Genomic DNA, 26,129 nt, shown 5'->3' on the forward strand with positions numbered 1-26,129 from the left:
CGCGCCGTTATTGGCGCGGTTCCTGGGAACCCGCCCTCTCGATCCCCCCCCACGGAACTTGAGCCGGCGGGGGCGGCGGCCCCGCCGCACCGACTGACCCGCGGCCCTTCGCGGGCCGCCCGATTCTCCAGGGGGAGAGTTGCGCAAACACGTGAGAAACGCGTGTGTTTCGACCGTCGCCACGGCAGCCGCCGTGGCACTCGCGGCCGGGATGACCACCCCGGCCGTCGCACAGCCCGACGCCGCCCCGGCAACCGGCAACCGGTCGCTGACCCAGCACCGGCTGACGCTGATCACCGGTGACCTGGTCACCGTGGACGCCAAGGGCCGGGTGACAGGTTTCCGGGCCGCCGAGGGCCGCGAGCACATACCCGTGCAGCGACAGATACGCAACGGGCACACCATGCTCGTCCCCGCCGACGCGAGCCGGCTGATCAGTTCCGGGAAGCTGGACCGTCGGCTGTTCGACGTCACCGAGCTGAACCGCGCGGAGAACCGCCGGGCCCAGAAGTCGGGCCTGAAGCTGATCGTCTCCTACCGGGGCGCGAAGGCCGCCGCCGCGAAGGCCGAGGTCCGCGAGGCCGGTTCCACCCGGGTCGCCCGGACCCTGAAGACGCTGAACGCCGAGTCGGTGATCACCCCGCAGCGCGACGCCCGGGACATCTGGCAGGCGCTCACCAGCAAGGCGGCACACGGTGCCCAGCGCACCACCGCCGCCGGAATCGACCGGGTCTGGCTGGACGGCGTACGCCGGGCGAGCCTGGACAAGAGCGTCCCGCAGATCGGCACCCCGGCCGCCTGGAAGGCCGGCTACACCGGCAAGGGCGTCAAGATCGCCGTCCTGGACACCGGTGTGGACGCCACCCACCCGGACCTCCAGGGCCAGATCCTCGACACGAAGAACTTCACCTCCTCGCCCGACGCCAAGGACCGGGTCGGCCACGGCACCCATGTCTCGTCGATCGCGGCCGGTACCGGCGCCAAGTCGGGCGGCAAGTTCAAGGGCGTGGCCCCGGACGCCAAGCTGCTGGAAGGCAAGGTGCTCGACGACGACGGCTTCGGCGACGACTCCGGCATCCTGGCCGGCATGGAGTGGGCGGTCGCACAGGGCGCCGACATCATCAACCTGAGCCTCGGCGGCAGTGACACCCCCGAGGTGGACCCGCTCGAAGCGGCGGTCAACAAGCTGTCGGCCGACAAGGGCACCCTGTTCGCCATCGCGGCGGGCAACGAGGGCCCCGGCTCCGGCACCGTCGGCTCCCCCGGCAGCGCGGACGCCGCGCTGACCGTCGGCGCCGTCGACGACAGGGACGAGCTGGCCGATTTCTCCAGCCGTGGACCGCGCATCGGCGACAGCGCGATCAAGCCCGATGTCACCGCCCCCGGCGTGGACATCACGGCGGCGGCCGCCCCCGGCTCCGCCATCGATCAGGAGGTCGGCCAGAACCCGCCGGGCTACCTGACGATCTCCGGTACGTCGATGGCGACCCCGCACGTCGCGGGCGCCGCGGCGCTCCTCAAGCAGCAGCACCCCGAGTGGAAGTACGCCGAGCTCAAGGGCGCGCTGACCGCTTCGACGAAGCCGGGCGCGTACACCCCGTTCGAGCAGGGCACGGGCCGGATCGCGGTGGACCGGGCGATCGAGCAGACCGTCGTCGCCGAGCCGGTCTCGGTGGGCTTCGGGCTGCAGCAGTGGCCGCACACCGACGACACCCCGGTCACCAAGAAGGTGACGTACCGCAACCTCGGCAGCAGCGACGTCACCCTCGACCTCGCCGTCACCGCGACCGGCCCGAAGGGTAAGCCCGCCCCGGCCGGCTTCTTCACCCTCGGCGCCGACAAGGTGACCGTCCCGGCGGGCGGCACCGCGGAAGTGCCGATGACCGTGAACACCAAGCTCGGCGGCAAGGACGACGGCATCTACTCCGCGTACGTCGTCGGGACCGGCGGCGGCCAGAGTGTCCGCACGGCGGCCGCGGTCGATCGCGAGATCGAGTCGTACGACCTCACCGTCAAGACCATCGGGCGGGACGGCAAGCCGGCCGAGTTCGTCGATTCCAACCTCTTCGGGCTCACGGGCTCGGCGGTCGGCCAGTGGCTCTCGCCGACGAGCACCGACGGCACGGCGAAGGTCCGCGTCCCCGCGGGCGGTTACACGCTGAACACCGGCGTCACCGTCGACCCCGAGGACTACACCAAGGGCACGGACTGGCTGTCCCAGCCGAAGCTGGACATCAACAAGAACGTCAGCCTGACGTTCGACGCGCGCAAGGCGAAGCCGGTGAACATCACCGTGCCCGCCACCGGCGCCAAGCCCCTGATGGCGACGACCGAGCTCCAGTACGCGTCCGAGGACAACGCCTTCGGGTACGGCTGGCTCCTCGACACGTACAAGAACTTCCGCACCGCGCACTTCGGCCCGAGGGTCACCGACGGCTCGCTCAGCCAGAACTGGATCGGCAGCTGGCTCAAGGGGACCTCGACCCGGTACGAGATCGTGGCCGGCGGTCCGGTGACCGGGGCGGCCACCGGCTTCGAGCGGAAGTACACCACCGGCCAGCTGGCCAAGGTCGGTCTCTCCCTCGGCTCGCCCGCCAAGGGCAAGACCGGTGAGATCGCCGTGTCGGGCACGCTGCCCGGCATCGACGGCGGCTGGGCCGCCTGGTCCCTGCACAAGATCCCCGGCACCGCCACCGCCTATGTCTCCACCGCCGACAAGGCTCGGTGGAGCTTCGACTTCAGCCAGGACGGCCCGGTCGACGAGGACGGCTACCCGGTGACCGAGGCGCAGTATTCCCTCGGCGCCCCGCAGTCCCTGAAGGCCGGCAAGTCCTACACGAAGAAGGTCAACACCGCGGTGTTCGGCCCTGCGGTCAGCTCCGAGTACGGCGTTCTGCGCGACGGCGACAACATCGTCGGCATGCTGCCGCTGGTGGCCGACGGACGCGGCAACGTCGGTGACTCCGCCTACAGTTCGGCCAATACGGTCCTGTACCGCAACGGCAAGCAGCTCGGCCGGAACGACGACCCGCTGACCGGTCTGACCCCCTTCGCCGTGCCGTCCGGCTCCGCCGACTACCGGCTGACGACCTCGGTACGGCGCAGCACCAAGGTCTCCGCGGTCTCCACCCGGATCGACGCGAGCTGGACCTTCCGTTCCAAGCGCACCACCGCCCCGACCATGCTCCCGGTCTCCACGGTGCGGTTCACGCCCAACGTCACCCTCGACAGCAGGGTCACGGCCGGCCGGACCGCTTCCGTACCCGTGACGGTGCAGGGCGCCGCCGCCGGCAAGAACCTCAAGTCGCTGACGGTGTACGTCAGTTACGACGCCGGCAAGACCTGGAAGAAGTCCACGGTCAAGGCGGGCAAGCTCTCCGTGAAGAACCCGGCCAAGGGGAAGTCCATCTCCTACCGGGCGAACGTCACGGACAAGCAGGGCAACAAGTCGTCGGTGTCGATCTACAACGCGTACTTCGGCAAGTGAGCGGCATGTCGGTGAGCCGGTAGGCGCACCGACGGCATGAGAGCGGCCCGTCGGGGAGGATTCCTCCGCCCCGACGGGCCGTTCGCATGCCGTCGGGGCCGGCGTGCGTCGTCTCTCAGCCGACCGGAAGGACCCCGGTGTCCAGGACCAGCCCGAACGGCTCGGGCAGCGTCAGCTTCTCCCCGTGGCCGGGGGCGGGATCGACGCCGAGTGCGCTCATGGCGGTCTCCTCCATCGGTGCGTCACCGGGTCCAGCATGCCGAACGGGACCGGTGGCAGTTCACCGGTCCCGTTCACCCGCACGAGAAGACCGCAGGTCAGGCGATACGCTCCCGCACCACGGGGGTGGCGGTGAACGACGTGCCCGTCGGGGCGATGTCGTAGGCGTCGGGCAAGGCCTTCAACGCGTAGTCGAACTTCTCGGGGGTGTCGGTGTGCAGTGTCAGCAGGGGCTGGCCGGCCGTGACCTGGTCGCCCGGCTTGGCGTGCAGTTCGACGCCCGCGCCGGCCTGGACCGGGTCCTCCTTGCGGGCCCGGCCAGCGCCGAGGCGCCAGGCGGCGACGCCGATGTCGTAGGCGTCCAGGCGGGTCAGTACGCCGGTGGACGGGGCCGTCACCACGTGCTGCTCGCGGGCGACCGGGAGCGTGGCGTCCGGGTCGCCGCCCTGGGCGGAGATCATCCGGCGCCAGACATCCATCGCGGAGCCGTCCGCGAGGGCCTTCTCCGGGTCGGCGTCCTTGAGACCGGCCGCGTCCAGCATCTCGCGGGCCAGCGCCAGGGTGAGGTCGACGACGTCCTTCGGGCCGCCGCCGGCCAGTACCTCGACCGATTCGCGTACCTCCAGGGCGTTGCCCGCGGTGCGGCCGAGCGGGGTGGCCATGTCGGTGAGCAGGGCCACCGTGCGCACTCCGCTGTCGGTGCCCAGCGCGACCATGGTGGAGGCCAGCTCACGGGCGTCCTCGATGGTCTTCATGAAGGCGCCGGAGCCGACCTTGACGTCCAGGACGAGCGCGCCGGTGCCCTCGGCGATCTTCTTGGACATGATGGAGCTGGCGATCAGCGGGATGGCCTCGACGGTGCCGGTGACGTCGCGGAGCGCGTACAGCTTCTTGTCGGCGGGGGCGAGCCCGTCACCGGCGGCGCAGATCACCGCGCCGGTGGTGTCCAGGACGCTGAGCATCTCCTCGTTGGAGAGGTGGGCGCGCCAGCCGGGGATGGACTCCAGCTTGTCGAGGGTGCCGCCGGTGTGGCCGAGGCCCCGGCCGCTGAGCTGCGGCACGGCGGCGCCGCAGGCGGCGACCAGCGGGGCGAGCGGCAGGGTGATCTTGTCGCCGACGCCGCCGGTGGAGTGCTTGTCGGTGGTGGGGCGGGAGAGCGACGCGAAGTCCATCCGCTCGCCGGAGGCGATCATCGCGGCGGTCCAGCGGGCGATCTCCGTGCGGTTCATGCCGTTCAGCAGGATCGCCATGGCCAGCGCGGACATCTGCTCGTCGGCGACCTCACCGCGGGTGTACGCGTCGATGACCCAGTCGATCTGCTCGGGGGTCAGCTCGCCTCGGTCCCGCTTGGTGCGGATGACGGAGATGGCGTCCATGTCCTGGAATTCCTTCCGGCCGGTGCGTACGCAGGAGTCCCGAATGACTCTACGCGCATAGAGGGTGGAAATGGGGGTGGCCCTCCCGACGTGCGGGAGGGCCACCGGAGTTCTACTTCAGATGGTCCGGACCGAACGCCTGCGGCAGCATCTCGTCGAGCGTGCGCAGCCCGTCCGGCGTCTCCAGGACCAGCTCGGGGCCGCCGAACTCGTACAGCAGCTGCCGGCATCTGCCGCACGGCACCAGGATCTCGCCCGCCCCGTCCACGCAGGTGAAGTGGGTCAGCCGGCCACCGCCGGTGGCGTGCAGCTGGGAGACCAGGCCGCACTCGGCGCACAGCCCGATGCCGTACGAGGCGTTCTCGACGTTGCAGCCGGAGACCGTACGGCCGTCGTCCACGAGCGCCGCGGCGCCGACCGGGTAGTGCGAGTACGGGACGTACGCGCGGGTCATCACGGACCGTGCGGCGCTCCGCAGCGCCGCCCAGTCGACCTCCGCGGCGGCCGTCACTTGCCCTGGCCCTTGCGGTAGCGCATGCCGTCCGCCTTCGGCATCCGCAGCCGCTGGGCGGAGAGCGAGAGGACGAGCAGCGTGACGATGTACGGGGTGGCGCTCACGAACTCGGTGGGCACGGTGTCCGTAGCGAGGTACCAGACCAGCACCGCGGCGGCGATGACCGCGCTGACGCCGCCCTGGACGAAGCTCTTGCGGTAGAGCTTCCAGGCCGCGAGCACGGCCAGCACGACCACGAGCAGCAGGAGCAGCGCGTGGACGGACTCGCCGCCGTTGCGCAGCTGGAGCGCGTCGGCGAAGCCGAACAGTCCGGCGCCCATGGCGAGCCCGCCGGGCCGCCAGTTGCCGAAGATCATCGCGGCGAGACCGATGTAGCCGCGGCCGCCGGTCTGGCCCTCGTTGTAGATGTGCGAGGTGACCAGTGAGAGGAAGGCACCGCCGAGACCGGCCATGCCGCCGGAGACGATCACCGCGATGTACTTGTACGTGTAGACGTTCACGCCGAGCGATTCGGCGGCGACCGGGTTCTCGCCGCAGGAGCGCAGCCGCAGCCCGAACGAGGTCTTCCACAGCACGAAGAACGTGAGGACGAACAGGACGATGGCCAGGATCGTCAGCAGCGACACATTGGTGACGAGACCGCCGATGACACCGGCCACGTCGGAGACGAAGAACCAGTGGTGCTTCTCGATGGAGTGCAGCCAGTCGGACAGGCCCGGGATCGTCACCGAGGTGATGTCGTCGGCCGGTGGGGACTGTTTCGGGCTGCCGCCCTTGGCCGCCGCCTCGCCCGAGTTGAACCAGAGCTTGGCGAAGTAGGTGGTGAAGCCGAGCGCCAGGATGTTGATGGCGATACCGGAGATGATGTGGTCGACGCCGAAGGTGACGGTCGCCACCGCGTGCAGCAGCCCGCCGAGCATGCCGCCGACGACCCCGGCCAGTACGCCGAGCCACGGATTGGTCTGCCAGCCGGCCCAGGCGCCGAAGAAGGTGCCCAGGATCATCATGCCTTCGAGGCCGATGTTGACCACACCGGCCCGCTCGGCCCAGAGGCCGCCGAGACCGGCGAGTCCGATCGGCACGGCCATCGCGAGGGCCGCGCTGATCTGGCCCGCCGAGGTGACGTCCTCCGCGCCGGTGATGGCGCGCACGGCGGACAGCGCGAGCAGCACGCCCGCGATGATCAGCAGCACGACGGGGAAGGAGAGGCGGGTGCGGCCGCCCTTGCCGCCGGAGACCTTGGGGGCCGCGGGGGGCGGGGTGGAAGTCGCCGTGGCGCTCACGCCGACACCTCCTGCTGGTCGTTGTTACGGGCGGCGGCCTGTGCGGCGAGTTCCGCGCCGACCTTGCTCTGCTGGCGCTTGAGTCCGTAGCGGCGGACGACTTCGTAGGCGATGACGACGCACAGGACGATGACGCCCTGGATCACGCCGACGATCTCCTTGTCGTAGCCCTCGAATTCGAGCTTGCCGGTGCCGCGCTCCAGGAAGCCCCAGAGCAGTGCGCCGAGCGCGATGCCGACGGGGTGGTTGCGGCCGAGGAGGGCGATGGCGATACCGGTGAAGCCGATGCCGACCGGGAAGTCGCCGCTGTACTCGTAGCTGTCGTTGAGGAGGGTCGGCATGCCGATCAGACCGGCGACGGCGCCGGAGATCAGCATCGAGGTGACGACCATCTTCTTGACGTCGACACCGCTGGCCTCGGCCGCGGAGCCGGACTGGCCGACGGTGCGCAGGTCGAAGCCGAAGCGGGTGCGCGAGAGCGTGAACCAGTAGGCGACGCCCGCGACGACCGCGACCACGATGAAGCCCCAGACGGGCGACGGGGTGGTCGGGAACTCGAAGAAGTGCGAGGACTCCGGGATCGGCTTGGTGGAGATCTTCGTGCCGGCCTCGTCGAGGTGGCCGAGGCGGCCCTGCTGGAGCAGATAGCCGATGATCGCGGTCGCGATGGCGTTCAGCATGATCGTCGAGACGACCTCGCTGACGCCGCGGGTGACCTTGAGGACACCGGCGATGCCGGCCCACATCGCGCCGACGATCATCGCGGTGAGGATGATCAGCGGGATCTGCAGGGCGCCGGGCAGCGTCAGAGCGCCGCCGACCGCGGCGGCGAAGAAGGCGGCGAGGCGGTACTGGCCGTCGACGCCGATGTTGAAGAGGTTCATCCGGAAGCCGACGGCCACCGCGAGACCCGCGAGGTAGTACGTCGTCGCCTTGTTGAGGATGTAGACCTGGCTGTCCGACTTCATCCCGTAGTCGAACATGATGCCGAAGGCGCTGAACGGCTCCTTGCCGGTGGCGGCCAGCACGAGTGCGGTCACCAGGAAGGCGACCACGATCGCGAGTACGGGGGCCGCGATCCCCAGGAGCAGCCGCTCCTTGTCGATCTTCTTCATCGGTCCTCTCCCCCGTTCCGGGGGTCGGTGTCGGTGCCTTCGGCGGCCGAGTCGTCCGGTGCCGGTGCCTCGTCCGGTGATTCCAGGTGGCCGGAGGCCGCGCCCGTCATGGCCGAGCCGAGCTCCTCCGGGGTGATGGTCGCAGGGTCGGCGTCCGCGACCAGCCGGCCGCGGTACATGACGCGCAGGGTGTCGGAGAGGCCGATCAGCTCGTCCAGGTCGGCGGAGATCAGCAGCACCGCGAGACCCTCGCGGCGCGCCTCGCGGATCTGGTCCCAGATCTGCGCCTGCGCGCCGACGTCCACGCCCCGGGTCGGGTGCGCGGCGATCAGCAGCTTCGGGTCGTGGCTCATCTCGCGGCCGACGATCAGCTTCTGCTGGTTGCCGCCGGAGAGCGAGGCGGCGGTGACGTCGATGCCGGGGGTGCGCACGTCGTACTCGCGCACGATCCGCTCGGTGTCGGTGCGGGCGCCCTTGAGGTCGAGGAACGCGCCCTTGCTGTTGGGGCGTTCGGTGACGTGGCCGAGGATGCGGTTCTCCCAGAGCGGGGCCTCCAGCAGGAGCCCGTGCCGGTGGCGGTCCTCGGGGATGACGCCCATGCCGTCCTCGCGGCGCTTGCGGGTCGGCGTGCGGGAGATGTCGGCGCCGTCCAGGGTGAGCACCCCGGCGTCGGGGTGGCGCATGCCCATGATGGCGTCGACCAGTTCGGACTGGCCGTTGCCCTCGACACCCGCGATCCCGAGGACCTCGCCCTTGTGGATGGTGAAGCCGATGCCGTCGAGGACCGAACGCACCACGCCGTCCGGGTCGGTGGCGCTCAGCCGCAGCCCGTCGACGGTCAGCATCGGTACGTCGGTGACGGTCGACTCGCGGGTCTCCGGCGACGGGAGTTCGCTGCCGACCATCAGCTCGGCGAGCTGCTTGGTGGTGGTGTGCTTCGGGTCGGCGGTGCCCACCGTCGTACCGCGCCGGATGACGGTGATCTCGTCGGCGACCGACAGGACCTCGCCCAGCTTGTGCGAGATGAAGATGACGGTCAGGCCCTCGGCCTTGAGCTCGCGCAGGTTGTCGAAGAGCGCGTCGACCTCCTGCGGCACCAGGACGGCGGTCGGCTCGTCGAGGATCAGGGTGCGGGCGCCGCGGTAGAGGACCTTGAGGATCTCCACGCGCTGCCGGTCGGCGACACCGAGGTCCTCGACCATGGCGTCCGGGCGGACCCCGAGACCGTACGAGTCGGAGATCTCCTTGATCTTCGCGCGGGCCCGGTCGCCGATGCCGTACAGCTTCTCGGAGCCGAGGACGACGTTCTCAAGGACGGTGAGGTAGTCGGCGAGCATGAAGTGCTGGTGCACCATGCCGATACCGCGCGCGATGGCGTCACCGGGGTTGTGGAACGAGACCTGCTCGCCGTCCACCGCGATGGTGCCCTCGTCCGGCTTCTGCATGCCGTAAAGGATCTTCATCAGAGTGGACTTGCCGGCGCCGTTCTCGCCGACGAGGGCGTGGACGGTGCCGCGGCGCACGGTGATGTCGATGTCGTGGTTGGCCACGACCCCGGGGAACCGCTTGGTGATGCCGCGGAGCTCCACGGCATGGGGACTGCTGGACGCGTTGATGGCGCACTCTCCTTGGCAGGAGCGGAGGGCGGAGGCGGTGGGAGCGTGAAAGGTATCGCGCCCGGCGGACGCTACGCGCGTAGCGCCACCGAATCGTTGGCCACCTGATGACAGGTGGCGGACAGTGTGCGCACGGCTACGGCAAGTCGGCCGGGCCGGTACGTGAAATCGGGGCCCGAGTGAAGCCGAAGCGGCTCACCCGGGCCCCGATCGACGGTGGATCAGGTCGTGGTCTTGACCTTGATGGTGCCGTCGGCGATCTTCTTCTTCGCCTCGTCGAGCTTGGCCTGGATGTCCTTGATGTGGTCACCCGTGGTGGTCAGGCTGACGCCGTCCTTGGCCAGGGTGTACGTCTGCGTACCGGTCAGCGGCTTGCCGTCCTTGACGGACTTGACCAGGTCGTAGACACCGCCGTCGACGTTCTTCACGACCGAGGTCATGATCGTGTCCTTGTACTTCGCCAGCGACGGGTCGAGGGCCTGGTCGGAGTCGACGCCGATGGACCAGGCGCCCTTCTTGCCCGCGACGGCCTCGATCGAACCGGCACCCGAACCGCCGGCGGCGGCGAAGATGACGTCGGCGCCCTTGTCGAGCATGCCCTTGGCGGCGGCCATGCCCTTGTCGGGGCTGCCGAAGCCGGACAGGTCCGAACCGGTGGACAGGTACTGGATCTGCACCTTGGCCTTCGGGTTCGTCTCCATGACGCCCTGCTGGAAGCCCGCGGCGAACTTCTTGATCAGCGGAAGGTCCACACCGCCGATGAAGCCGACCTGGCCGTCCTTCGACTTCAGCGCGGCGGCGACACCGGCGAGGTAGGAGCCCTGCTCCTCGGTGAAGACGATGCTGTCGACGTTCTTCGCGGTGGCGACCGAGTCGACCAGCCCGAAGTTCACCTTCGGGTACTTGGCGGCGATCTTGTCGACCGCGTCCTTGTACGCGAAGCCGACCGCGACGACCGGGTTGTAGCCGCCCTCGGCGAGCGACTCCAGGCGCTGCTCACGGTCGGCGGGGGTCTCACCGGTCTTGGCGGTGAGCTCCTTGGTCTCGGCACCGAACTCGGACTTGGCCTTGTCCAGACCACGCGCGGCGGAGTCGTTGAACGAGTTGTCGCCACGGCCGCCCACGTCGTAGGCCATGCCGATCTTCATCTTGCCCTTGTCGGAGCCGGAGCTCTCGGTGGACGACTCACCGCATGCGGTGGCGGTGAACGCGAGGGCCGCGGTGACGGTACACGCAGCGGTGATCTTGGATACCCGGCGCAAGGGAAGGCTCCTTCAAACCTGACCGAAGCGCCTCTTCCGGCGCTGGTTTCGCGGCGATCGTAACGCGCGTAGATGTCAGATAAAGCCCTGTACGGAAGCCGTTATCGGATCGTCGCGAACCAGGGGTGACGTGTCCGGTTACGGATGGTTGCGGTCGAGCAACGCGGAGGCAGTGAACAGCTCCACGGCGACCGTGATCGCCTCCTCGTCGGCGTCGAAATCACCTCGATGCAGGTCGAGCCGGGCGGTGTCGCCCGGCGTACGGACCCCGAGCCGGGCCATGGCGCCGGGGACGTGTTCCAGGTACCAGGAGAAGTCCTCGCCGCCCAGGCTCTGTTCGGTGTCCTCGATCGCATACGATCCGCGGCGCGCGGTCATCGCCGTGGCGAGCAGATCGATCATCGCGGCGTCGTTGACGACCGGCGGGACGCCCCGGACGTAGTCGATCACCGTCTTGGCGCCGTGCATTCCGGCCACCTCGTCGATCGCGGCGTGCACCAGATCAGGAGCCTCCCGCCAGGCGGCCAGATCCAGACAGCGGACGGTGCCCGACAGCTCGGCATGCTGCGGGATCACATTGCAGGCGTGCCCGGACTCCAGCCGCCCCCAGGTGACGGCGAGCCCGGACCGGGCATCGATCCGGCGGGCCAGCAGCGCGGGCACCTCGGTGGCGACCTTGGCGGCGGCGGTGACCAGGTCGGTGGTCAGGTGCGGGCGGGCGGTGTGGCCGCCCGGCCCGTCGAGCGAGACCTCCAGCCGGTCGCAGGCCGAGGTGATCGCCCCGACCCGCAGCCCGATCCGCCCCACGTCCACCTTCGGGTCGCAGTGCACCCCGATGATCCGCCCGACGCCCTCCAGCGCCCCGGACAGGATCGTGTCGGGCGCCCCGCCGGGCAGCACCTCCTCGGCCGGCTGGAAGATCAGCCGTACGGGGTTCGGGAGCAGCCCCTGCCGGTCGAGCTCGGCGAGCACCAGCCCGGCGCCGAGGACCGAGGTGGTGTGGATGTCGTGCCCGCACGCGTGCGCCCGGTCGGGGACGGTGGAGCGGTACGGGACGCCGGTCTTGGTGTCCGGGATGGGCAGTGCGTCGATGTCCGCGCGCAAGGCGAGCATGGGCGGGGTGGAGTCGCCCCGCGTGCCCACGTCGCAGATGAGACCGGTTCCGGTGGCGAGCACTCTGGGTTCGAGACCGGCCTTCTCCAGCCGGGCCTTGATGGCCGCGGTGGTACGGAACTCCTGGTTGCCCAGCTCGGGGTGCATGTGCAGGTCGCGCCGGAACGCGATCAGCTCGGCACGCAGGGCCTCGGTCAGGGTGCCGGGGAGCGGTTCGTCGTGGGGCGTCGGCTCGGCGTCGGACTCGCGGGACATCAACTGGTTCACCTGGTGAAGGGTAAGGCCCTTCCCCCTTCAACTGACCATGAAACAAGAAAAGTTCAGCCACATAGACGAATAAATGACTGCGCTGCGGCGTGTGAGGTGACGGCGGGGCGGGTAAACTCGCCCCCTTTTGCACCATGACCGACCGCTTGCACCACGACCGACCGCTTGCACCGTGACCGACCGCTTGCACCATGACCGACCACTCCGGCCGCTCCGACCGACCGGGCCTGCCATCGGGCTCCGTCAGGCGGAGAGCCCCCGGCGTACCGGCATCAGCGCCACCCCGAGGCACAGCGCTCCGACCGGCAGCAGATCCAGGTTCACGGCCATCACCACCGTCCCCGCCAGCACCAGCGCCGGGGTCCACCACCGGACCACGTCACGGCGGAAGAACGCGAGCAGGGTGACGAGGGCCAGCAGCCCGAGCCAGAACAGCATCGGCACCACCGTGTAGACCAGCGGCATCACCCCGGGCACGCCCTGCACCCGGTCGAAGATCTCGCTCATGGCCTCCTTGTCCGCCGCGGCGAACCCGGCCGTCAGGTCGATCACCGCCTGCACCACCACCGCCGCCGCACCGAGCAGCCCGGTCCAGGCGGCCACCGTAGCGGCCGTCCTGCCGCCGCCACGCTCCCCGGCGAGCCCCCGCAGCCCCAGGAACACCGGCACGAAGGCGAGCACCCCGGCCAGGAACAGCAGATGCGCCGTCGTCCACCACACCCCGGGCCCGTAGTCGCTCACGGCCCGCCCGACCAGCCGCACCACCCCGTACCCGGCCATCAGGGCGGGCCCCACGAGGAGGGCCGTTCCCAACGTCGCCCCGGCCGCTCCATCCGTACCGACCGTCCCGCCCTGTCGCTCTGTCGCCATCCGCATCGTCGTCATGCGTCCATGCTCGTGCCGGGCCGCCCCTGCCCACCATCGGGGCTTACCCTCAACCAACCCTGGTTGCACGTCACTTGCGTATCAGGGTGATTCATGGCGTCGAGAGAACGTCCGACCTGCGTCGAGTGGGCCTCAACACTGAAGCCCTCGGCCAACACCCCGTCGAGACGCCCCTCATCCGCTCCGGACAATTGGCGGGTCGGCAGGTGCTCCACCGCCCCTCGCCGGACCGGCTCCGAACGTGCAGGCCGCGCGCGGACGCAAAACCTCAGGGTGCCGGTGTCACGACACCCCGCCCTCGACGCCTCCGTAACCGACAGAGGGCTGCGACGCCTGCGCGGCTCCGGCCGGAAGGAGGCAGAAGGACAGCCCTTGGGCTCGGAAATCGCAGGGTGCCCCGTGACGGAGCCGTCCCGGCACAGCCCGGCCATGCGGGGTAGACTTAGTCCAGTGGTTAGTCCACCTCCTGATCCGTCCCTGTGAGGCAGCCGTGGAAGCAGCTCGTCAGTACAACGTCCACGAGGCAAAGACCCACCTCTCGCGCATCCTGGAGCAGGTGGCCACAGGGGAGGAAGTGGTGATCTCCAAAGCGGGAGAACCAGTGGCCAAGGTAGTGCCGCTCCATCCTCGCGTAAGGCGGACCGGGCGCGGCTCACTCAGCGGACAGATCCACATCAAGGACGACTTCGACGACCTGCCGGACGACCTGGCCGACGCCTTCGGGATGCGCTGATGAAAATGCTGCTCGACACGCATGTCGTCCTGTGGTGGCTCGACGACTCCGCTGAGCTCACCAACGAGATCAAACACCTGCTGGACACAGAGCCTTCGGTCTTCGTCAGCGCGATCACCCCGTGGGAGATCGCGATCAAGCAGTCCCTCGGAAAGCTCGAAGGTCCCGAGGACCTGGCTGAGCGGGTACGGGACAGCCAGTTCACCTCACTTCCGATCACTGCGGGACATGGCGTGCGGGCGGGCAGGCTTCCCGCACATCACCGCGACCCCTTCGACCGGATACTGATCGCACAGGCCCAGACCGAGGGGATGACGATCCTGACCCGTGACAAGTGGATCCCCTCCTACGACGTGCAGATCATGCCCGTCTGACGGCTCTGCGACCTTCACCTCGGCGCCGACCAGAGCAAAGGACGAGGCGGGGAGGACCGCGGGGGAGTTCAGGACCGCGCGGCAGGACGAGAAACGCGAAGCGGCAGGACCAGCCCGGCAAGACAGCGGCCTCGTCTTCACCACGCCAACCGGACGGCTTCTCGCCCCGGCCAACCTCACCCGCCGCTACCGCCGCCTCCTCCACAGCTCAGGACTCCGGACCATCCGCTTCCACGACCTCCGGCACTCGACCGCCACCCTGCTCCTGGAACAGGGCGTCGACCTCGTCGTCATCAAGGAGCTGCTGGGACACGCCCACATCGGCGTCACCGCCGGCGTCTACGCCCACGTACGCCTCCGCCTCCAGCGTCAGGCCATCGACACCCTCGGCAATGCCCTCGGCCCGATCAACACCCCCGACGACTCACCAACCGCAGACGTCGTCCGCTGACGTTGCCGTCAGCGTTGCCGTCACAAGACACCAGGCCCCGCCGGAGTTCTCTCCGGCGGGACCTGTTTGATCTATTTTCCCGAGAAAAGGAGATTCCCGACTATTGGGCGTCCCGCACCAGGCTCTTACCAAATACCCTGACTCGGTTCAGCCTATCCGCGTGAAGAAGTTTCACTCGCCGGGATCCTATAGGAGGCTGCGAGACTCTCGTCGAAGAACACGATCAGCTCATCCGGCATGTACGTGAACTCTTCCCCCTCGGCCGCACCTAGCGCAATGACCAGGCTTGACCCATTGGAGAATCCGAGGCGATACGCCCACGGCATCTCAGGGCAACCTTCGTTGGGAATGTGCCAGGTGGGGCTGATTTCCACAATATCCGCCCCGAGGAACCTCTCCCAATCGACATGGCCGCTCACGTCGACAGTGTCCCCTGGCAAGTCTGCGTCCGACTCTCCAGGTTCCCTAAGCTCGATCGCCATCCCTTCATTGAGGCCATCCATCGACCAGGACAGGGACAGTGCCGCCCCGGTGCTCATGACCAGATCAACGGCCATATCGACTTCATGAGCACGATCCTCCCTGTGCCCTTCGGGCCAGGTTTCCCCCTGTGGCACTACATAGCGGACCGCGCTCACAGACGCCCCCGCGATCGCACCCCGAAGGTCAGCGAGACCAGCGCCGCCGCGCGCCTTTGCATCCCACGGCTCGATTACCAACATGCCTAGTACCGCCCGAAGTATTGGAACTGTCCATTTGCGTCGAAGGTCGCTCCGATCCCGCGCCCTCCAGCAGGGTCCGGCATGATATACCGCGTCCCGCCCGCGAAGTTGCCAGAATTTACAGCGGACGTAGCAGTTTGCGGATTGGTCAGAATGTCGTCCAACAAATCCTGCCCGGCGGTCTTCAATTCCTTGCCGGGGACCACAGGGAGATCGCCGCGGTTCATGTGCTTCTGGTATTCACGGCCTGCATGAGTCGTCTTCCCCTTTGCTGGACGCATTCCACTCTGCGAAAGCGCATCCAGATCAGGGCAGCCTCCGGAGTTATGCACGAGCACGGGAGTCTCGCCCGCCAGCACATAGTACGTGTGGATGCTGTCCACGGTGAGGTCATAAGTCCACTGACGCTTCTGGTAGCGGTGGACAGCGGAGACCTTGACCGCTTCGCCGGCATCGGTGCGAAGGCGATCACCGGGCTTGAGGTCGCCTGCGTCGACCCACTTCCGGTCCGCAAGGGACCAGAAGGGGTGGGTGTCCGTTGCGGTGATCTCGGATTCGTTCACGCCCGACTTCACCGTGATCTCAGTGAAGTCCTTGTCATCCTCCGTGACGATGGTGTCCACGACATCGCGCGGCTCAGTTTTTCCGGTTTCGGGATCGGTGGCCAGAACCTTTTCACCGATCTCGATGTCTTCGATATTCTTGGTCGTTCCATCAGCCAGCTCAACCTTGGTTCCGGAGAGGAAGCTGTGCTTGCTGCCGACCAGGCACCCCTCTACCCCCTTGGCGACTCTGACCTCCTCGGCGCCCTTCTCGCCAGCCTTGGCCACTTTGAGGAATTTTCCGGCCTTCAGGATCGGAATGTCCGTGAGAATCCAACCGCATTCCCAGGTGACATCCGTGCATGCCTTGAAGTCCTCGGGGTCGAAGACAGCAAACTTGAATGCTTCCTTGGCCAATCTCCAATGGCGGTTCTCACCTACTGGGAGTTTTCCGCGAACGATTCCTTGGTCCCCGACAGTTGTGTACCTCGTCGCCGTCAAGCGTCCATTGACGTATTGTCTGTCCGTGAACAAGGTGGAACCGTCGCTTCGCGATTGGACCTTGGTCGTAGACAGATGCTGGTCCCACCCCCCGTTCTTGTTCATGGTGAAGCTCTCGCGCGTACCGTCGTCACAGTCGCCGGTATGCCCGCAGATGCCAAGAGGCCGTAGCCCGTCGGGGTCGCTGAGCGTGGCGGGATTGTTGTTTCCGTACGTGTAGCCGTTCATCTGCTGCGGGTCGGCCAGGTCGAGGAGCGGGTCGACGGAGATGAAGCGGCCGAGGTCGGGGTCGTATTCGCGGGCACCGAGGTGGGTGAGGCCGGTGGTCTTGGTGTCGTCGGTGCCGCCGACGAAGCCCTTGGTGCCGGGCCAGGTCGTCGGGGTCTGGCCGCGGATCGCACCGAAGGGGAGCGTGCGGCGCTGGGTGAGGGCCAGGTCCGCGGCCTGAATCGCGAGTTCGCCGGTTCCGTGGTGGTCGGCGATGGTGAAGGAGAAGGTGCCGTCGTCCGCTCGGATGGCCATCTGGCCACCCCCGAGGTCGAAGTAGCGGGTCGCCTTCGCCTTGTCGGCCCCGGTGGGAAGCGTGACCTCGGTGTTGCCCAGGTAGAGCGTGGTCTCGGTGCTGGTCCGGCTGATGAGGCGGTTGCCCGCCGCGTCGTAGAGGTAGGTGGTGGTCTTCCCGTCCTCGGTGACCCCGGCCAGGTGGCCTTCGGCGTCCCAGGTCAGTTTCTGACCGGGGCGGGCCGTGGTGTTGCCGCTCGGGTCATAGGCGTAGGAGCTGGTCGTGGTTCCCGAAGGCGCCACCGTGGTGACGGAGTTGAGGGAGTGGGCCTGCGGCTGACCTGGAGTCGGGTAGTCGTAGTTCCGCTTGATGTCCTTGGTGGCGTCACCAGTGGCGTCGTGCTGGATCTCGGTGGCGCGGTTGCCGGACTTGTCGTAGGTGAAGCTCTGCCAGTACGGGGCGGGGCCGCCGATCTTGGAGCCGGACGGAGTGCCCGCGCAGGTGGTGACGGGCTGGGCCCATGCCTCGGTGACCCTGCCGAGGTAGTCGTAGACGAAGCACTGGTTGTCGGTGCCGCTGCGGGAGACATCCGCCATCGACAGCACGTTGCCAGCCTCGTCGTACTGGTAAGTGACGCTGCGGTCGACGCCCAGCTGGTCCTGGCGGTCGACACGTGAAGTCGCGAGCCGCTGGGTACCCCACTCGTAGGCATTGGCCACCCGGGTCTTCGCGCCACTGGCGGTCAAGCCCATTGTGTAATCCAAGGGCTTGCCCGTCAGGCTGTAGGAGATGCTCGACGTCATCCCCTCGCCGGAGACCGAGATCAGCCGGAGCGTCTCGTCGTCGTAGGCGTAGCCGGGCCCTCCTCCGGGCAGCGAGCCGGCTGCGGAATAGCTGACGGCGCCTGTCAGCCCCGACGGCAGGTAGGTCGTGGCTGCCTGATAGGTGCCCTGCAGCTTTCCTTCAGCGGCCGGGATGACGACAGAGGTTCTGGTGGGGCGGTAGAGCTGGTCGTAGGCGGTGACCTTGGAGATGTACTCCTGACCATCGACATAACGTGTGGATTCGGCGAGTTGCCCCTTCGCGCCCGTGAGAGTGTCGTACACCTGCTTGGTACGCAGCGTGCCCGTGGCCGACCCCTCACGCACCTCGGTCTGTCGGCCCAGGTCGTCGTAGAGGTATGCCAGGCCAGGAACATCGGTTCGCGAGCCCTTGGCAAAGGTCAGCTGACCACGGTCGTCGTAGGTGTTGTCGGTGATGCCCTTGTCCGGGTCGGTAACGACGATCTGGCGTCCGCGCTGGTCGTACTCGTAGCTCCAGCTGTTGCCGGCCGGGTCGGTCACCTTCTGCAGTTCACCGCGTGGCGTGTACTTGTATGTGGTGGTGTCGAAGGCGGCATCGGCCGCTCGGCTGTGGTGCTGACGCAACTCGGTCGTGTTGCCTCGGGCATCCATGAGGGTCGTTGTCGCTGTGCCGCCCACGGGCGGAATGACCGTGGTGCGGTCGCCGCCGAACGTGGTGCTGGTGGTGCTGAGAACCTCTCCACCATCGCCGTTGCCCGCGATCTGCCGGGTTTCGACGGCTCGGTTCAGACCGTCGAACGTGGTGTGTGTCTGGGTCTCCACGGACAGCGAGTCATCCGGCTTGAAGATCCCCGTACTCGGCTTGCCCATTGTGTAGTACGGCGCGAACGACTTCGCTGCGAGACCGCGCTCGTCGTAGAAGACGTCCGTGATGATGCTGCCGCCGTCCGGGCCCGGAGACTGTGTCTGCCGGTCCCGCAGGAATCCGTCGTAAAGGGCGTACGACGTGATCTGATTGCCACTGATGCTGTTGCCCAGGGTTTTGGTCGCGACAGCGACTGCATTGTCAGCGACTGTGTAGACGAACTCCTGGCTGGGGACTTTGTCGTTACGCTGATTCGGCAGCCACACCTTGGTGGACCGCCCCAAGGCATCATGAGCCAGCTCGGTCACTTTGCCGTTGGTATCGGTCTGTTTCACCACGAGACCACGCACGGGGTCGAGGGTGGTGACGGTGCTCTGTGCCGAGGACGCATCGGCGGCGTTCGCGGGAGGCGTGGTCACCTTGATCTCGGTGGCCTGCCCCGTTGCCGGGCTGTACGCCGTGGTCGTCGTGCGCCCGTCCTTGCGGACGGCGCGGACCGGGTCGCCCGTCCCCGTCACGGTGACATCGGCCACCAGGTCCGTACTCGTCAGCGGACGGCCGTAGCCGTCGTAGGTGGCACCCGACTCCAGATAGGTGGCCTTGGTGCTGTCGTTGCTCTTCAGCGTGGCGATCGCGGATGCATCGCCCTTGGTGGGGGCAGCGCCGTACGCCCCTCCGTCATAGGCGGTGCGGGTGTCCGAGAGAACGTCCTTGGAGCGGTCGGTCGTAGCACCACATGCCTTCGTGACCGTCTCCACCCGGGTGGGAAGGTTGAGCAGATTGACGTCGGTCACCTCCGGGTACGTGGTGCGGGTGCACCGGTCGTCGGCCGTGGTGGCATCGTCCCCGAAGTCGTCGACCTGGATGACCCGCCCCGCGACGGTGTCCTGCTTGACGGCCGTCGAGGTGGTACGCCATTTGGCGCCCGCGCCGTTGTCGAGCGAGATCCATTGCTTGGTGGCTGTGGTGCCGATGAAGTTGGCCGTCACCGTGCCCCAGTCTCGGACCTTCTTCGCCGTTTCGTGATACCAGGGCCTGTTGACCGACTTGGCCAGCACCTTGCCGCCGGGCTTGTCGAACGAGACGGACTTGTAGCCGAACCCGGCAGCGGTCTCGTGATCCGTGATCGGGTCGCCCTCACCTGCGGCGAGAGTCACCGCGACGGTCTTCGTTCCGCCGGACGCGTTCTTCCGGTCACCGTCCATGCCCCGCAGGAAGTAGGAGTCCTGCTGTGTCTTCATGGCGGCGTCGCCGCCCTGGCCGCCGGTCCAGACCCGGACCTGGCCGTAGCCCCGCCACTGGGACCAGGTCTTCTCCTTCTCCTTGGTCAGACCGTCGTCGTCATCGAAGTGCCAAGCGGCATCGCCGAGGTAGTCGTAGCGGGTGACCTGGTCGGGTGCGCCGCCGATACGGTCCGTCGCCGTGACGGATTTGGTCACGTACTTGTTGAACCAGTGCTGCGTTGCGGGGTCGGAGTCGCTGCCACCGATGTACTGGGGGAAGCAGCGCGTGGTGTTGGTCTCCGGGGTCGGCAGGGCGCTCCAGTTGCAGACCGGTTCTGAGTAGTTGGCAGTGATCTGACCGCCGTACTCGTCCGCGATGGAGAACAGCCGCGACTTGATGAAGGGCGCGAAACCGTCGCCGGTCTTGTCGAGCCGGTTGGCCAGATCCTCGTAGGCGAACGTCGCCTTCGGCAGAGTGATACTGGGCGTCGCGGATTCACCTGTGTGCTGAACACTGTCCAGCAGCAGCTGGTAGTCGGTGTCTGCCTTGCCCCAGCGGTGGTCGAGCTTCCAGGAGTCGACGTTGGCATACGTGCCGTCGGACTTGAGGGTCTGGGTCCTGATGTTCGTCAGCCGCTTGCGCGTCCAGAAAGAGGGCGACAGCCGGCCGTTGTCACACGTGGTGTCGGCCTTGCAGTTCAGATCCCAGGGCGTGTCGTACCAATAGAAGGACTTGGTGTCGATGGTGTCTACGGCACAGGTGACCCCGGACTCCGGCAGGCATCGCTCGGCACTGTCGAAAGCGACCTGGGCCAGCGGCTTGGTGCCGTACAGAGCGGACGACTTCTGCCCGTAGTCGATGCGCTCCAGGTAGCCGCCGCGGGTGTACGCGGTGTCGTCGTCGGCCTTCAGGTTGCGACCGTAGGAGTTGGTCTCCTTGGTGTAGTGGTAGGTGACGGCATTGCCATGGGCGTCGACGATGTAGTCGAGGTTCCACCGCCATGCCTGCTGGCACCAGGAGTCGGCGAACTTCTCGGCGTGGCAGTCCTCACCGGTGTTGTTTCCGTAGACGGGCAGTGTCCAGGTGGAGTCCGTGGTCGCCTTGCCAGTGCTCCATCCGGGCAGCCGGTTGTATCCGAAGTAGTAGCGGGTGCCGTCCGGGTCGGTCAGACGCCAGTACTCGCCGTCATTGTCATCATTGCCGCGGTTGGTGGACTTCAGCCGCTTGATCCGGGTGCCGTCGTCGTGCTTCAGCTTGAACTCGTCGTTGCCCGCAGGGACCAGTTCCCCGCCCGAGCCGTTGAAGGAGATGAACGCGTTGTCGTACGCCCAGCACATGTCGCCGGGCTTGCTGCCGTCCGCGTTCTTCACGCCGTCTTCCGCGCACGGTTTGTAGCGGCGCTCGATGAAACCGGGCCACATGTCGAAGCCGTCACCGACCCAGGACCCCTGGTTGTTCGTCCCACCGGTGCGGCCGTCGATGGCTCCGGACGAGTACGAGAGGCCGACGCTCGGCTTCAGGTCTCCTGGGACATCAGGGGTGTCGATGGCGTACGACCAGGTGAAGTCACCGGTGCTGAGATTGGTGCGCCACGTGGAGGACGGGGACAGCGGAGTCGCCTTGTAGTCTCCCTTGTCTCCCGCGGCCGAGGCCGTCGCGGCCAGGACCGTCGGGGCTCCTGCCCGCAGACTCAGCGACTTCGCCGTCAGTGTGTGCTCTGCCGTGTTGTTGGTGGCGGCGACGGGTTCGCCGGAACGGCATCGCTGATCGTCCGGGGTCGTGAGTGCGCAGGCCGGCAGTTCGACCAGTTGCATGCGTGAGGCGTAGGAGCCGCCGAACAACTCCGCGTAGGGGGCGTAGTCGACGGTCAGGGCGATGGAGATCTGTTTCGTCCCGGAGGCCGGGTCCTTCGGAGTGAGGGTGAGCAAGGCTCCGTTCACGCCGGCCCGGTATGCCTGCTCACGTCCGAGAACGCGCGAGGTCACACTGCTCGGCGAGGAGGCTTCCGCACCGCTCCGAGTCTTGGCCGATGGCTTGCCCTGGCTCCGGCCGATCGCAATCGGTTGCCCATCAGGAGCAACGAAACGCTTCGCGCCCTTCGCATCGGCCTCGGGCAACACGATCGTCTTCACCGAGGGCTGAGGCAGCTTTGCTCTCGGAGCCCTCGACGGGGTCTTGGGCCCTGGAGTCCGGGGACGCGGCTTGACCTTGACGCCCCTGGTTCCCGCGACGGGCTTCTCCGCTGACGGCAGCCCTGGCAGGTCGGTGGTTACCGCTGTGGAGGCCGGGGCCGCCGCTGCTTGGAGCAGAGCGGCGACCATCACGGTGGAAACCGCCAATGACGTTCGTCGGAACGCTCTGCTCTTGAGAGTGAGTCCTGTCCTGTGTCTCATGCGTGGTGTGTCCATCACTGCCGGGCGCCGCCTGCCGTCCGAGGGCACGACGCGAAACTGAAGGGGCACGCTCTGGTGGATCCGTGGGCGCGTGGGGCGCCGACCCGATCAGTGACACCGACACGGCGTCACTGATCGGCAACGTCAACTGCCGGCCGGCACTTCGGTCGGAAGGTCGAAGAAGTGCTGGGCGAGGTAGCTGACCTGACTCTCGTTCAACGCACCCTGAAAGGCCCAGACGTCGTCGATCGAACCTGCGAAGTACCCACCCGCACTGTCCGACATCGCGCGACCCACCTGCATGGTCTTGTCGGCCTTGAATGTCAGCACACCGTCCGCCCAGGCAATGAGGTCCTGACAGGTGCTGTCGTCCGCTTCGCCATCTCCGTCGCTGTCACCGCAGGCGACTTCCTGAAGCAGGCCATTGACGTAGAGGCGGGCCTCCTTGGCGAAGCCGTCGTAGACCACCGCCAGGTGGTTCCAGTCACGGACGTCGAAGAACTCCGTGCTGCCGGCCTGCTTGACCACGGCCTTCGAGCTGTCCGCGTCCGGAAGCGTCAGCTCCCAGCGTCCCAGTCCCTCGGGGTCGGCAGGATCGGGCTGGAACCGCACGTCGAAGGCGCTGCGTGTGTTTCCCTCAGCGCTGACCACGGACATCGAATGGTCCGGCAGAGCGGCAGCCTGCGCCCACGCCGTCACCGTGAAGCTGGTGCTCGTATCGACCGGCACGGACGGAATCGTGCCGTAGGCGTCTACACCATTGAGCTGGAGTCCGTTGAAATCGACCGTTCCCGTCCCGAGTTCCGCACCCCCGTGCAGAGTCATGGGCCGGCTCTCACCGCTGGCGTCCGGAGTGGTTACGGGATCGCCCGCGGTCTTCTCCTCGAAGTTCCAGCGTCCCTTGAGCACCGGGCTCTGCCGGAACATCTGCTGGACTTCCTCGGCGGACACCGGCCGGTCGAAGAAGCGGACGTCGTCGATCTGACCAGGGAAGTACGAACCCGGCTGCCCATCGTACGAACCGGCCCCGATCTGTACGGGGCCGCCCGCATACCAGGTTGCGGCAGCCTTGGCCCGTCCTGCTTCGACTCCGTTGACATAGAGCGTCAGTTGATCGACCACAGTGTCCAGGACACCGACCAGGTGCACCCATCCGCCACCGTACGCCGTCGTGCCTTCGGGCTGCATGGCACGGATGGCTGTCGAATCCGAGCTGTCGGAGACGTACTGGTTGAACACCCACCGGTCATAGGAACTTGAGTAGTAGAGCTCGAAGCCCGGCCGGTGAACGCTGGTCTGGGTGGCGATGATCGCTGCGTGATCAGGTTTCGTCTTCGGCATTTTCGCCCACGCCGACACGGTGAAGCTGCGCTGGTTGTTGAGATGTGGCGCCCCGGCAACGGCGTAGTCACCGGAGCCGTCGAGAGTGAGCGCCTTGCCGTCCATGCCGGGGTGCCCGGTGACCGCATCCCCCTTGAGAACAGCCGGGAAGACGTCGGCATGTCCCGTGATCTTCGTAGCATCCGCCGGTTCGTCCATGGGGAACACCGCTCGGGCGGGCCGACCGGAGCCGATGGGCTGCTTGTCGTGGAGGCGGGTCACCTCCGCCGCCGAGATCGGCTTGTCGAAGATCCGCACATCGTCGATGGCGCCAGGGAAGAACGAAGCGGCCTGGCCACTGTACGAACCGGCCCCGATCTGCAGCCCACGACGGGCGTCCCACGGTGTGCTGTACGGTGTCGTGCCCACGAGCACGCCTTGGACGTACAGCTTCAGTTCCTTCGACGCCGAGCTGTAGGTGCCGACCAGATGTGTCCACTGCCCAGTGGACACTCCGCCCGGGGTGTCCGCCATGGCGCGCACGGCACCCGCGGTCGCCGAGTCGGAGGTGTACTGGTTGAAGACCCAGCGGTCGTACGCCTTGGAGTAGTACAGCTCAAAGCTCGGGCTGTGGTTGCCCGGCTGGGCAGCGATGATCGCCGCCGTGTCCGGCATCTTCGACAGATTGGCCCATGCCGCGACCGAGAACCCGGTCTCGGTGGCAACAGTGGGAATGTCCGTCACCGCGTAATCGTCGACACCGTCGAACGACACCGCCGCGTCGCGGTCGCACCGTCCAGCTCCGGCGTGGGCAGATCTCCCGGCCATGACAGGGCCAGTTCGCGGCCCGCCTTCTTCATCCGGACCAGCGGCGCCCGGCCGCCTCCGGAGAACGCGAGGCCGATGGTGCTCACCTTCGGCGCGACATCGCCATCGCCGGATCGCGTCAATGCGGTGTCGATCGGCTTCCACTCGCCGCCGACCCGGGCCCTCACCGGGCGCAGATACTCCCGGGCCTCAAGATTTCCGTCGGGTGTCGCGAAGACGTCGCGGCTCTCCCCACGCAGCGACATCACTTCGACCGGGCGTCCGGTACGTTTCGCGGCTTCCTGAGCCGCTTCGACGCCCGCCTCGCCATCGGTTCCGGCCGCGCCTGCGGATTTGGGTGTCCGCGGCGCGGAGGGTGCCGCTGCCGCCTGCGGTGTCAGCACTACCCCCGCGATGAGGCTCAAGGTGGCGGCGGCCACCACCGCTCCAGCCTCTCTTCTGCAGCGCAAGCGTCTCCACACAATCCCCACCCCAGCCCCAAGAAGATGAAGATTCTCTGAAAAAGAGAATCTTGCAGGACTCTATGTAGAGGCCACGTGTCCAGCCAGAGGGATGTTCCACGCCCCATCACTCCAAACGGGACATGCGGTATGTGATGTGATTCACGATGATCGGGAGAACACCCTGTGCGAGCACCCCGATCGTGTGTGGAGCGGAGAGCCGCAGTCCCTACGCCTCCGTCACCGCGGTCGCCCGCCAGGGTGCCAGGCGCTGGACGTCGCGGGCGGTCTCCGTGACACCGCTCAGGAAGCCCTGGGCGCGCGGGGAGGCCGTGTCGCGGAGCCATTCCGGGGCGATGTCGCAGACCGCGACCTTCACCTCGGTGCCGGCCAGGGCCAGGGGCAGGGTGTGGACGACCGTGGAGGGGAAGCTGAGGACCGTGCGGCCGATGGGGCCGCGGCGGGCGATGAGTTCCAGGGGGAGGTCGGGGCGGACGATCTCCAGGCCGGTGGCGGCCTCCAGGGCGTGGAGCTTCTCGGTGGACTCGCGGCGGTGGGCGAAGTAGCGGGTCGCGCCGTGGGTGCGGGACAGGGACGCGACGGCCTCCAGGTACTGCTCCCGGTCGACCACGCCCGTCTCGACCAGTGACGTGCCGACCAGGTCGGCGCCCTTGGTGAGCAGCGGCGGGCCGAAGCGGGCGCGGGTCCAGGCGAAGGTGTTGGGGGTGACGGTCACACCGGGCGGAGCCTCGACCGGCATGGCCGTGAAGACCTCGACCGTACGGGTGGCGGACGGGGTGAAGCGGCTGCGGGCGCGGGCGGTGACCGGGGCCAGGACCAGTTCGCGCGGGCCCGAGCTGCCCTTGCGGTGCCAGCGCACCAGGCGTTCGCCGCGCGCCAGTTGGGCGACGAACTCCATGGTGGCCGTGCCGTCGTCGACCACGGTCAGGCGGCGGGCGCGGACCATGGTGAGGAGGAGTTGTACGTACCGGGAGAACGGGTCACCGATGACGATGTGCTGCGCCCTGCGGACGAGTCCGGACAGGTCGCGCAGACTCTTCAGGGGCGCGCCCGCGCCGCCGCGCGCCTCCTGCCAGCGGACGTTGACGCCCTCGTCGCGGGCCAGCTCCGCCATCCGGCGCAGCTGACCGCGCGACATCGGGTCGACCGGGGGGAGGACGACGACCGTGATGTCCGTGAGGACCCGGTCGTCGCCTCCCTCTGCGTAGGCCCACTCCAGGACGTTCAGGAGCTGGACCGGGCTCTCGACGAAGGCGAGGTTCACCGGTCGGCC

At 67.7% G+C, this 26,129-nt stretch carries 16 protein-coding genes and 1 pseudogene; 4 read left to right on the forward strand and 13 right to left on the reverse strand.

Translation table 11 applies throughout. The features are described 5' to 3' along the window. The first annotated feature begins 211 nt into the window (after positions 1-211). Positions 212-3,487, forward strand: a complete 3,276-nt coding sequence (locus ACFVH0_RS36965; RefSeq protein ID WP_385827603.1) for a S8 family serine peptidase — start codon at positions 212-214, stop codon at positions 3,485-3,487. 317 nt (positions 3,488-3,804) lie between these two features. Here the strand turns inward: ACFVH0_RS36965 and ACFVH0_RS36970 are convergent, their stop codons facing one another. The 8 genes from ACFVH0_RS36970 to ACFVH0_RS37005 all read right to left on the reverse strand — a co-directional run bounded on the left by ACFVH0_RS36970 (position 3,805) and on the right by ACFVH0_RS37005 (position 13,137). Next, a complete protein-coding gene (locus ACFVH0_RS36970; RefSeq protein WP_385827573.1) occupies positions 3,805-5,082 on the reverse strand; it encodes a thymidine phosphorylase in 1,278 nt (425 codons plus the stop codon). A gap of 112 nt (positions 5,083-5,194) precedes the next feature. Then, positions 5,195-5,593 (reverse strand): cytidine deaminase, encoded by a 399-nt coding sequence (locus ACFVH0_RS36975; RefSeq protein WP_326767372.1) that lies wholly within the window; start codon positions 5,591-5,593, stop codon positions 5,195-5,197. Further along, positions 5,590-6,879: an ABC transporter permease gene (locus ACFVH0_RS36980; RefSeq protein WP_385827575.1), complete on the reverse strand. Its 1,290-nt coding sequence runs from the start codon at positions 6,877-6,879 to the stop codon at positions 5,590-5,592. Before ACFVH0_RS36980 ends, ACFVH0_RS36975 begins: the two co-directional genes overlap by 4 nt. Next, entirely contained in the window at positions 6,876-7,994 is a 1,119-nt protein-coding gene (locus tag ACFVH0_RS36985) for an ABC transporter permease (protein ID WP_385827577.1), read from the reverse strand. The genes ACFVH0_RS36980 and ACFVH0_RS36985 overlap by 4 nt, the downstream gene beginning before the upstream one ends. Further along, positions 7,991-9,583: an ABC transporter ATP-binding protein gene (locus ACFVH0_RS36990; RefSeq protein ID WP_385827579.1), complete on the reverse strand. Its 1,593-nt coding sequence runs from the start codon at positions 9,581-9,583 to the stop codon at positions 7,991-7,993. The genes ACFVH0_RS36985 and ACFVH0_RS36990 overlap by 4 nt, the downstream gene beginning before the upstream one ends. Before the next feature lie 248 nt (positions 9,584-9,831). Next, positions 9,832-10,872 carry a BMP family protein gene (locus ACFVH0_RS36995; RefSeq protein WP_385827581.1) on the reverse strand — a complete coding sequence of 347 codons (1,041 nt, stop codon included), beginning with the start codon at positions 10,870-10,872 and terminating at the stop codon, positions 9,832-9,834. A 138-nt stretch (positions 10,873-11,010) separates the two neighbouring features. Further along, positions 11,011-12,240, reverse strand: a complete 1,230-nt coding sequence (locus tag ACFVH0_RS37000; RefSeq protein WP_385827605.1) for an amidohydrolase — start codon at positions 12,238-12,240, stop codon at positions 11,011-11,013. 255 nt (positions 12,241-12,495) lie between these two features. Next, on the reverse strand, positions 12,496-13,137 hold the full coding sequence (locus ACFVH0_RS37005; RefSeq protein WP_385827583.1) for a hypothetical protein: 642 nt from the start codon (positions 13,135-13,137) through the stop codon (positions 12,496-12,498). Positions 13,138-13,627: 490 nt separating this feature from the next. On the opposite strand from ACFVH0_RS37005, the gene ACFVH0_RS37010 reads away from it, so the two are divergent. From ACFVH0_RS37010 to ACFVH0_RS37020, 3 genes and pseudogenes are all read left to right on the forward strand, one after another. Then, a complete protein-coding gene (locus ACFVH0_RS37010; protein ID WP_266491049.1) occupies positions 13,628-13,870 on the forward strand; it encodes a type II toxin-antitoxin system Phd/YefM family antitoxin in 243 nt (80 codons plus the stop codon). Beyond that, entirely contained in the window at positions 13,870-14,244 is a 375-nt protein-coding gene (locus tag ACFVH0_RS37015) for a type II toxin-antitoxin system VapC family toxin (protein WP_385827585.1), read from the forward strand. Before ACFVH0_RS37010 ends, ACFVH0_RS37015 begins: the two co-directional genes overlap by 1 nt. 82 nt (positions 14,245-14,326) lie before the next feature. Next, positions 14,327-14,695, forward strand: a pseudogene (locus ACFVH0_RS37020) (tyrosine-type recombinase/integrase); the annotation flags it as partial. A gap of 152 nt (positions 14,696-14,847) precedes the next feature. Here ACFVH0_RS37020 and ACFVH0_RS37025 read toward each other — a convergent pair. The 5 genes from ACFVH0_RS37025 to ACFVH0_RS37045 form a co-directional block, all read right to left on the reverse strand. Next, entirely contained in the window at positions 14,848-15,252 is a 405-nt protein-coding gene (locus tag ACFVH0_RS37025) for a hypothetical protein (RefSeq protein WP_385827587.1), read from the reverse strand. Between the two features lie 167 nt (positions 15,253-15,419). Beyond that, a complete protein-coding gene (locus ACFVH0_RS37030; RefSeq protein WP_385827589.1) occupies positions 15,420-22,247 on the reverse strand; it encodes a polymorphic toxin-type HINT domain-containing protein in 6,828 nt (2,275 codons plus the stop codon). Positions 22,248-22,391: 144 nt separating this feature from the next. Next, positions 22,392-24,395: a LamG domain-containing protein gene (locus ACFVH0_RS37035; RefSeq protein WP_385827607.1), complete on the reverse strand. Its 2,004-nt coding sequence runs from the start codon at positions 24,393-24,395 to the stop codon at positions 22,392-22,394. Then, complete coding sequence (locus tag ACFVH0_RS37040; RefSeq protein WP_385827609.1) at positions 24,308-24,814, reverse strand: hypothetical protein; 507 nt, start codon at positions 24,812-24,814, stop codon at positions 24,308-24,310. Before ACFVH0_RS37040 ends, ACFVH0_RS37035 begins: the two co-directional genes overlap by 88 nt. A gap of 250 nt (positions 24,815-25,064) precedes the next feature. Continuing rightward, entirely contained in the window at positions 25,065-26,120 is a 1,056-nt protein-coding gene (locus ACFVH0_RS37045) for a hypothetical protein (RefSeq protein WP_385827591.1), read from the reverse strand. Positions 26,121-26,129 lie beyond the last annotated feature (9 nt).

This window comes from Streptomyces sp. NPDC127117 (assembly GCF_042677325.1).
GTDB lineage: Bacteria > Actinomycetota > Actinomycetes > Streptomycetales > Streptomycetaceae > Streptomyces.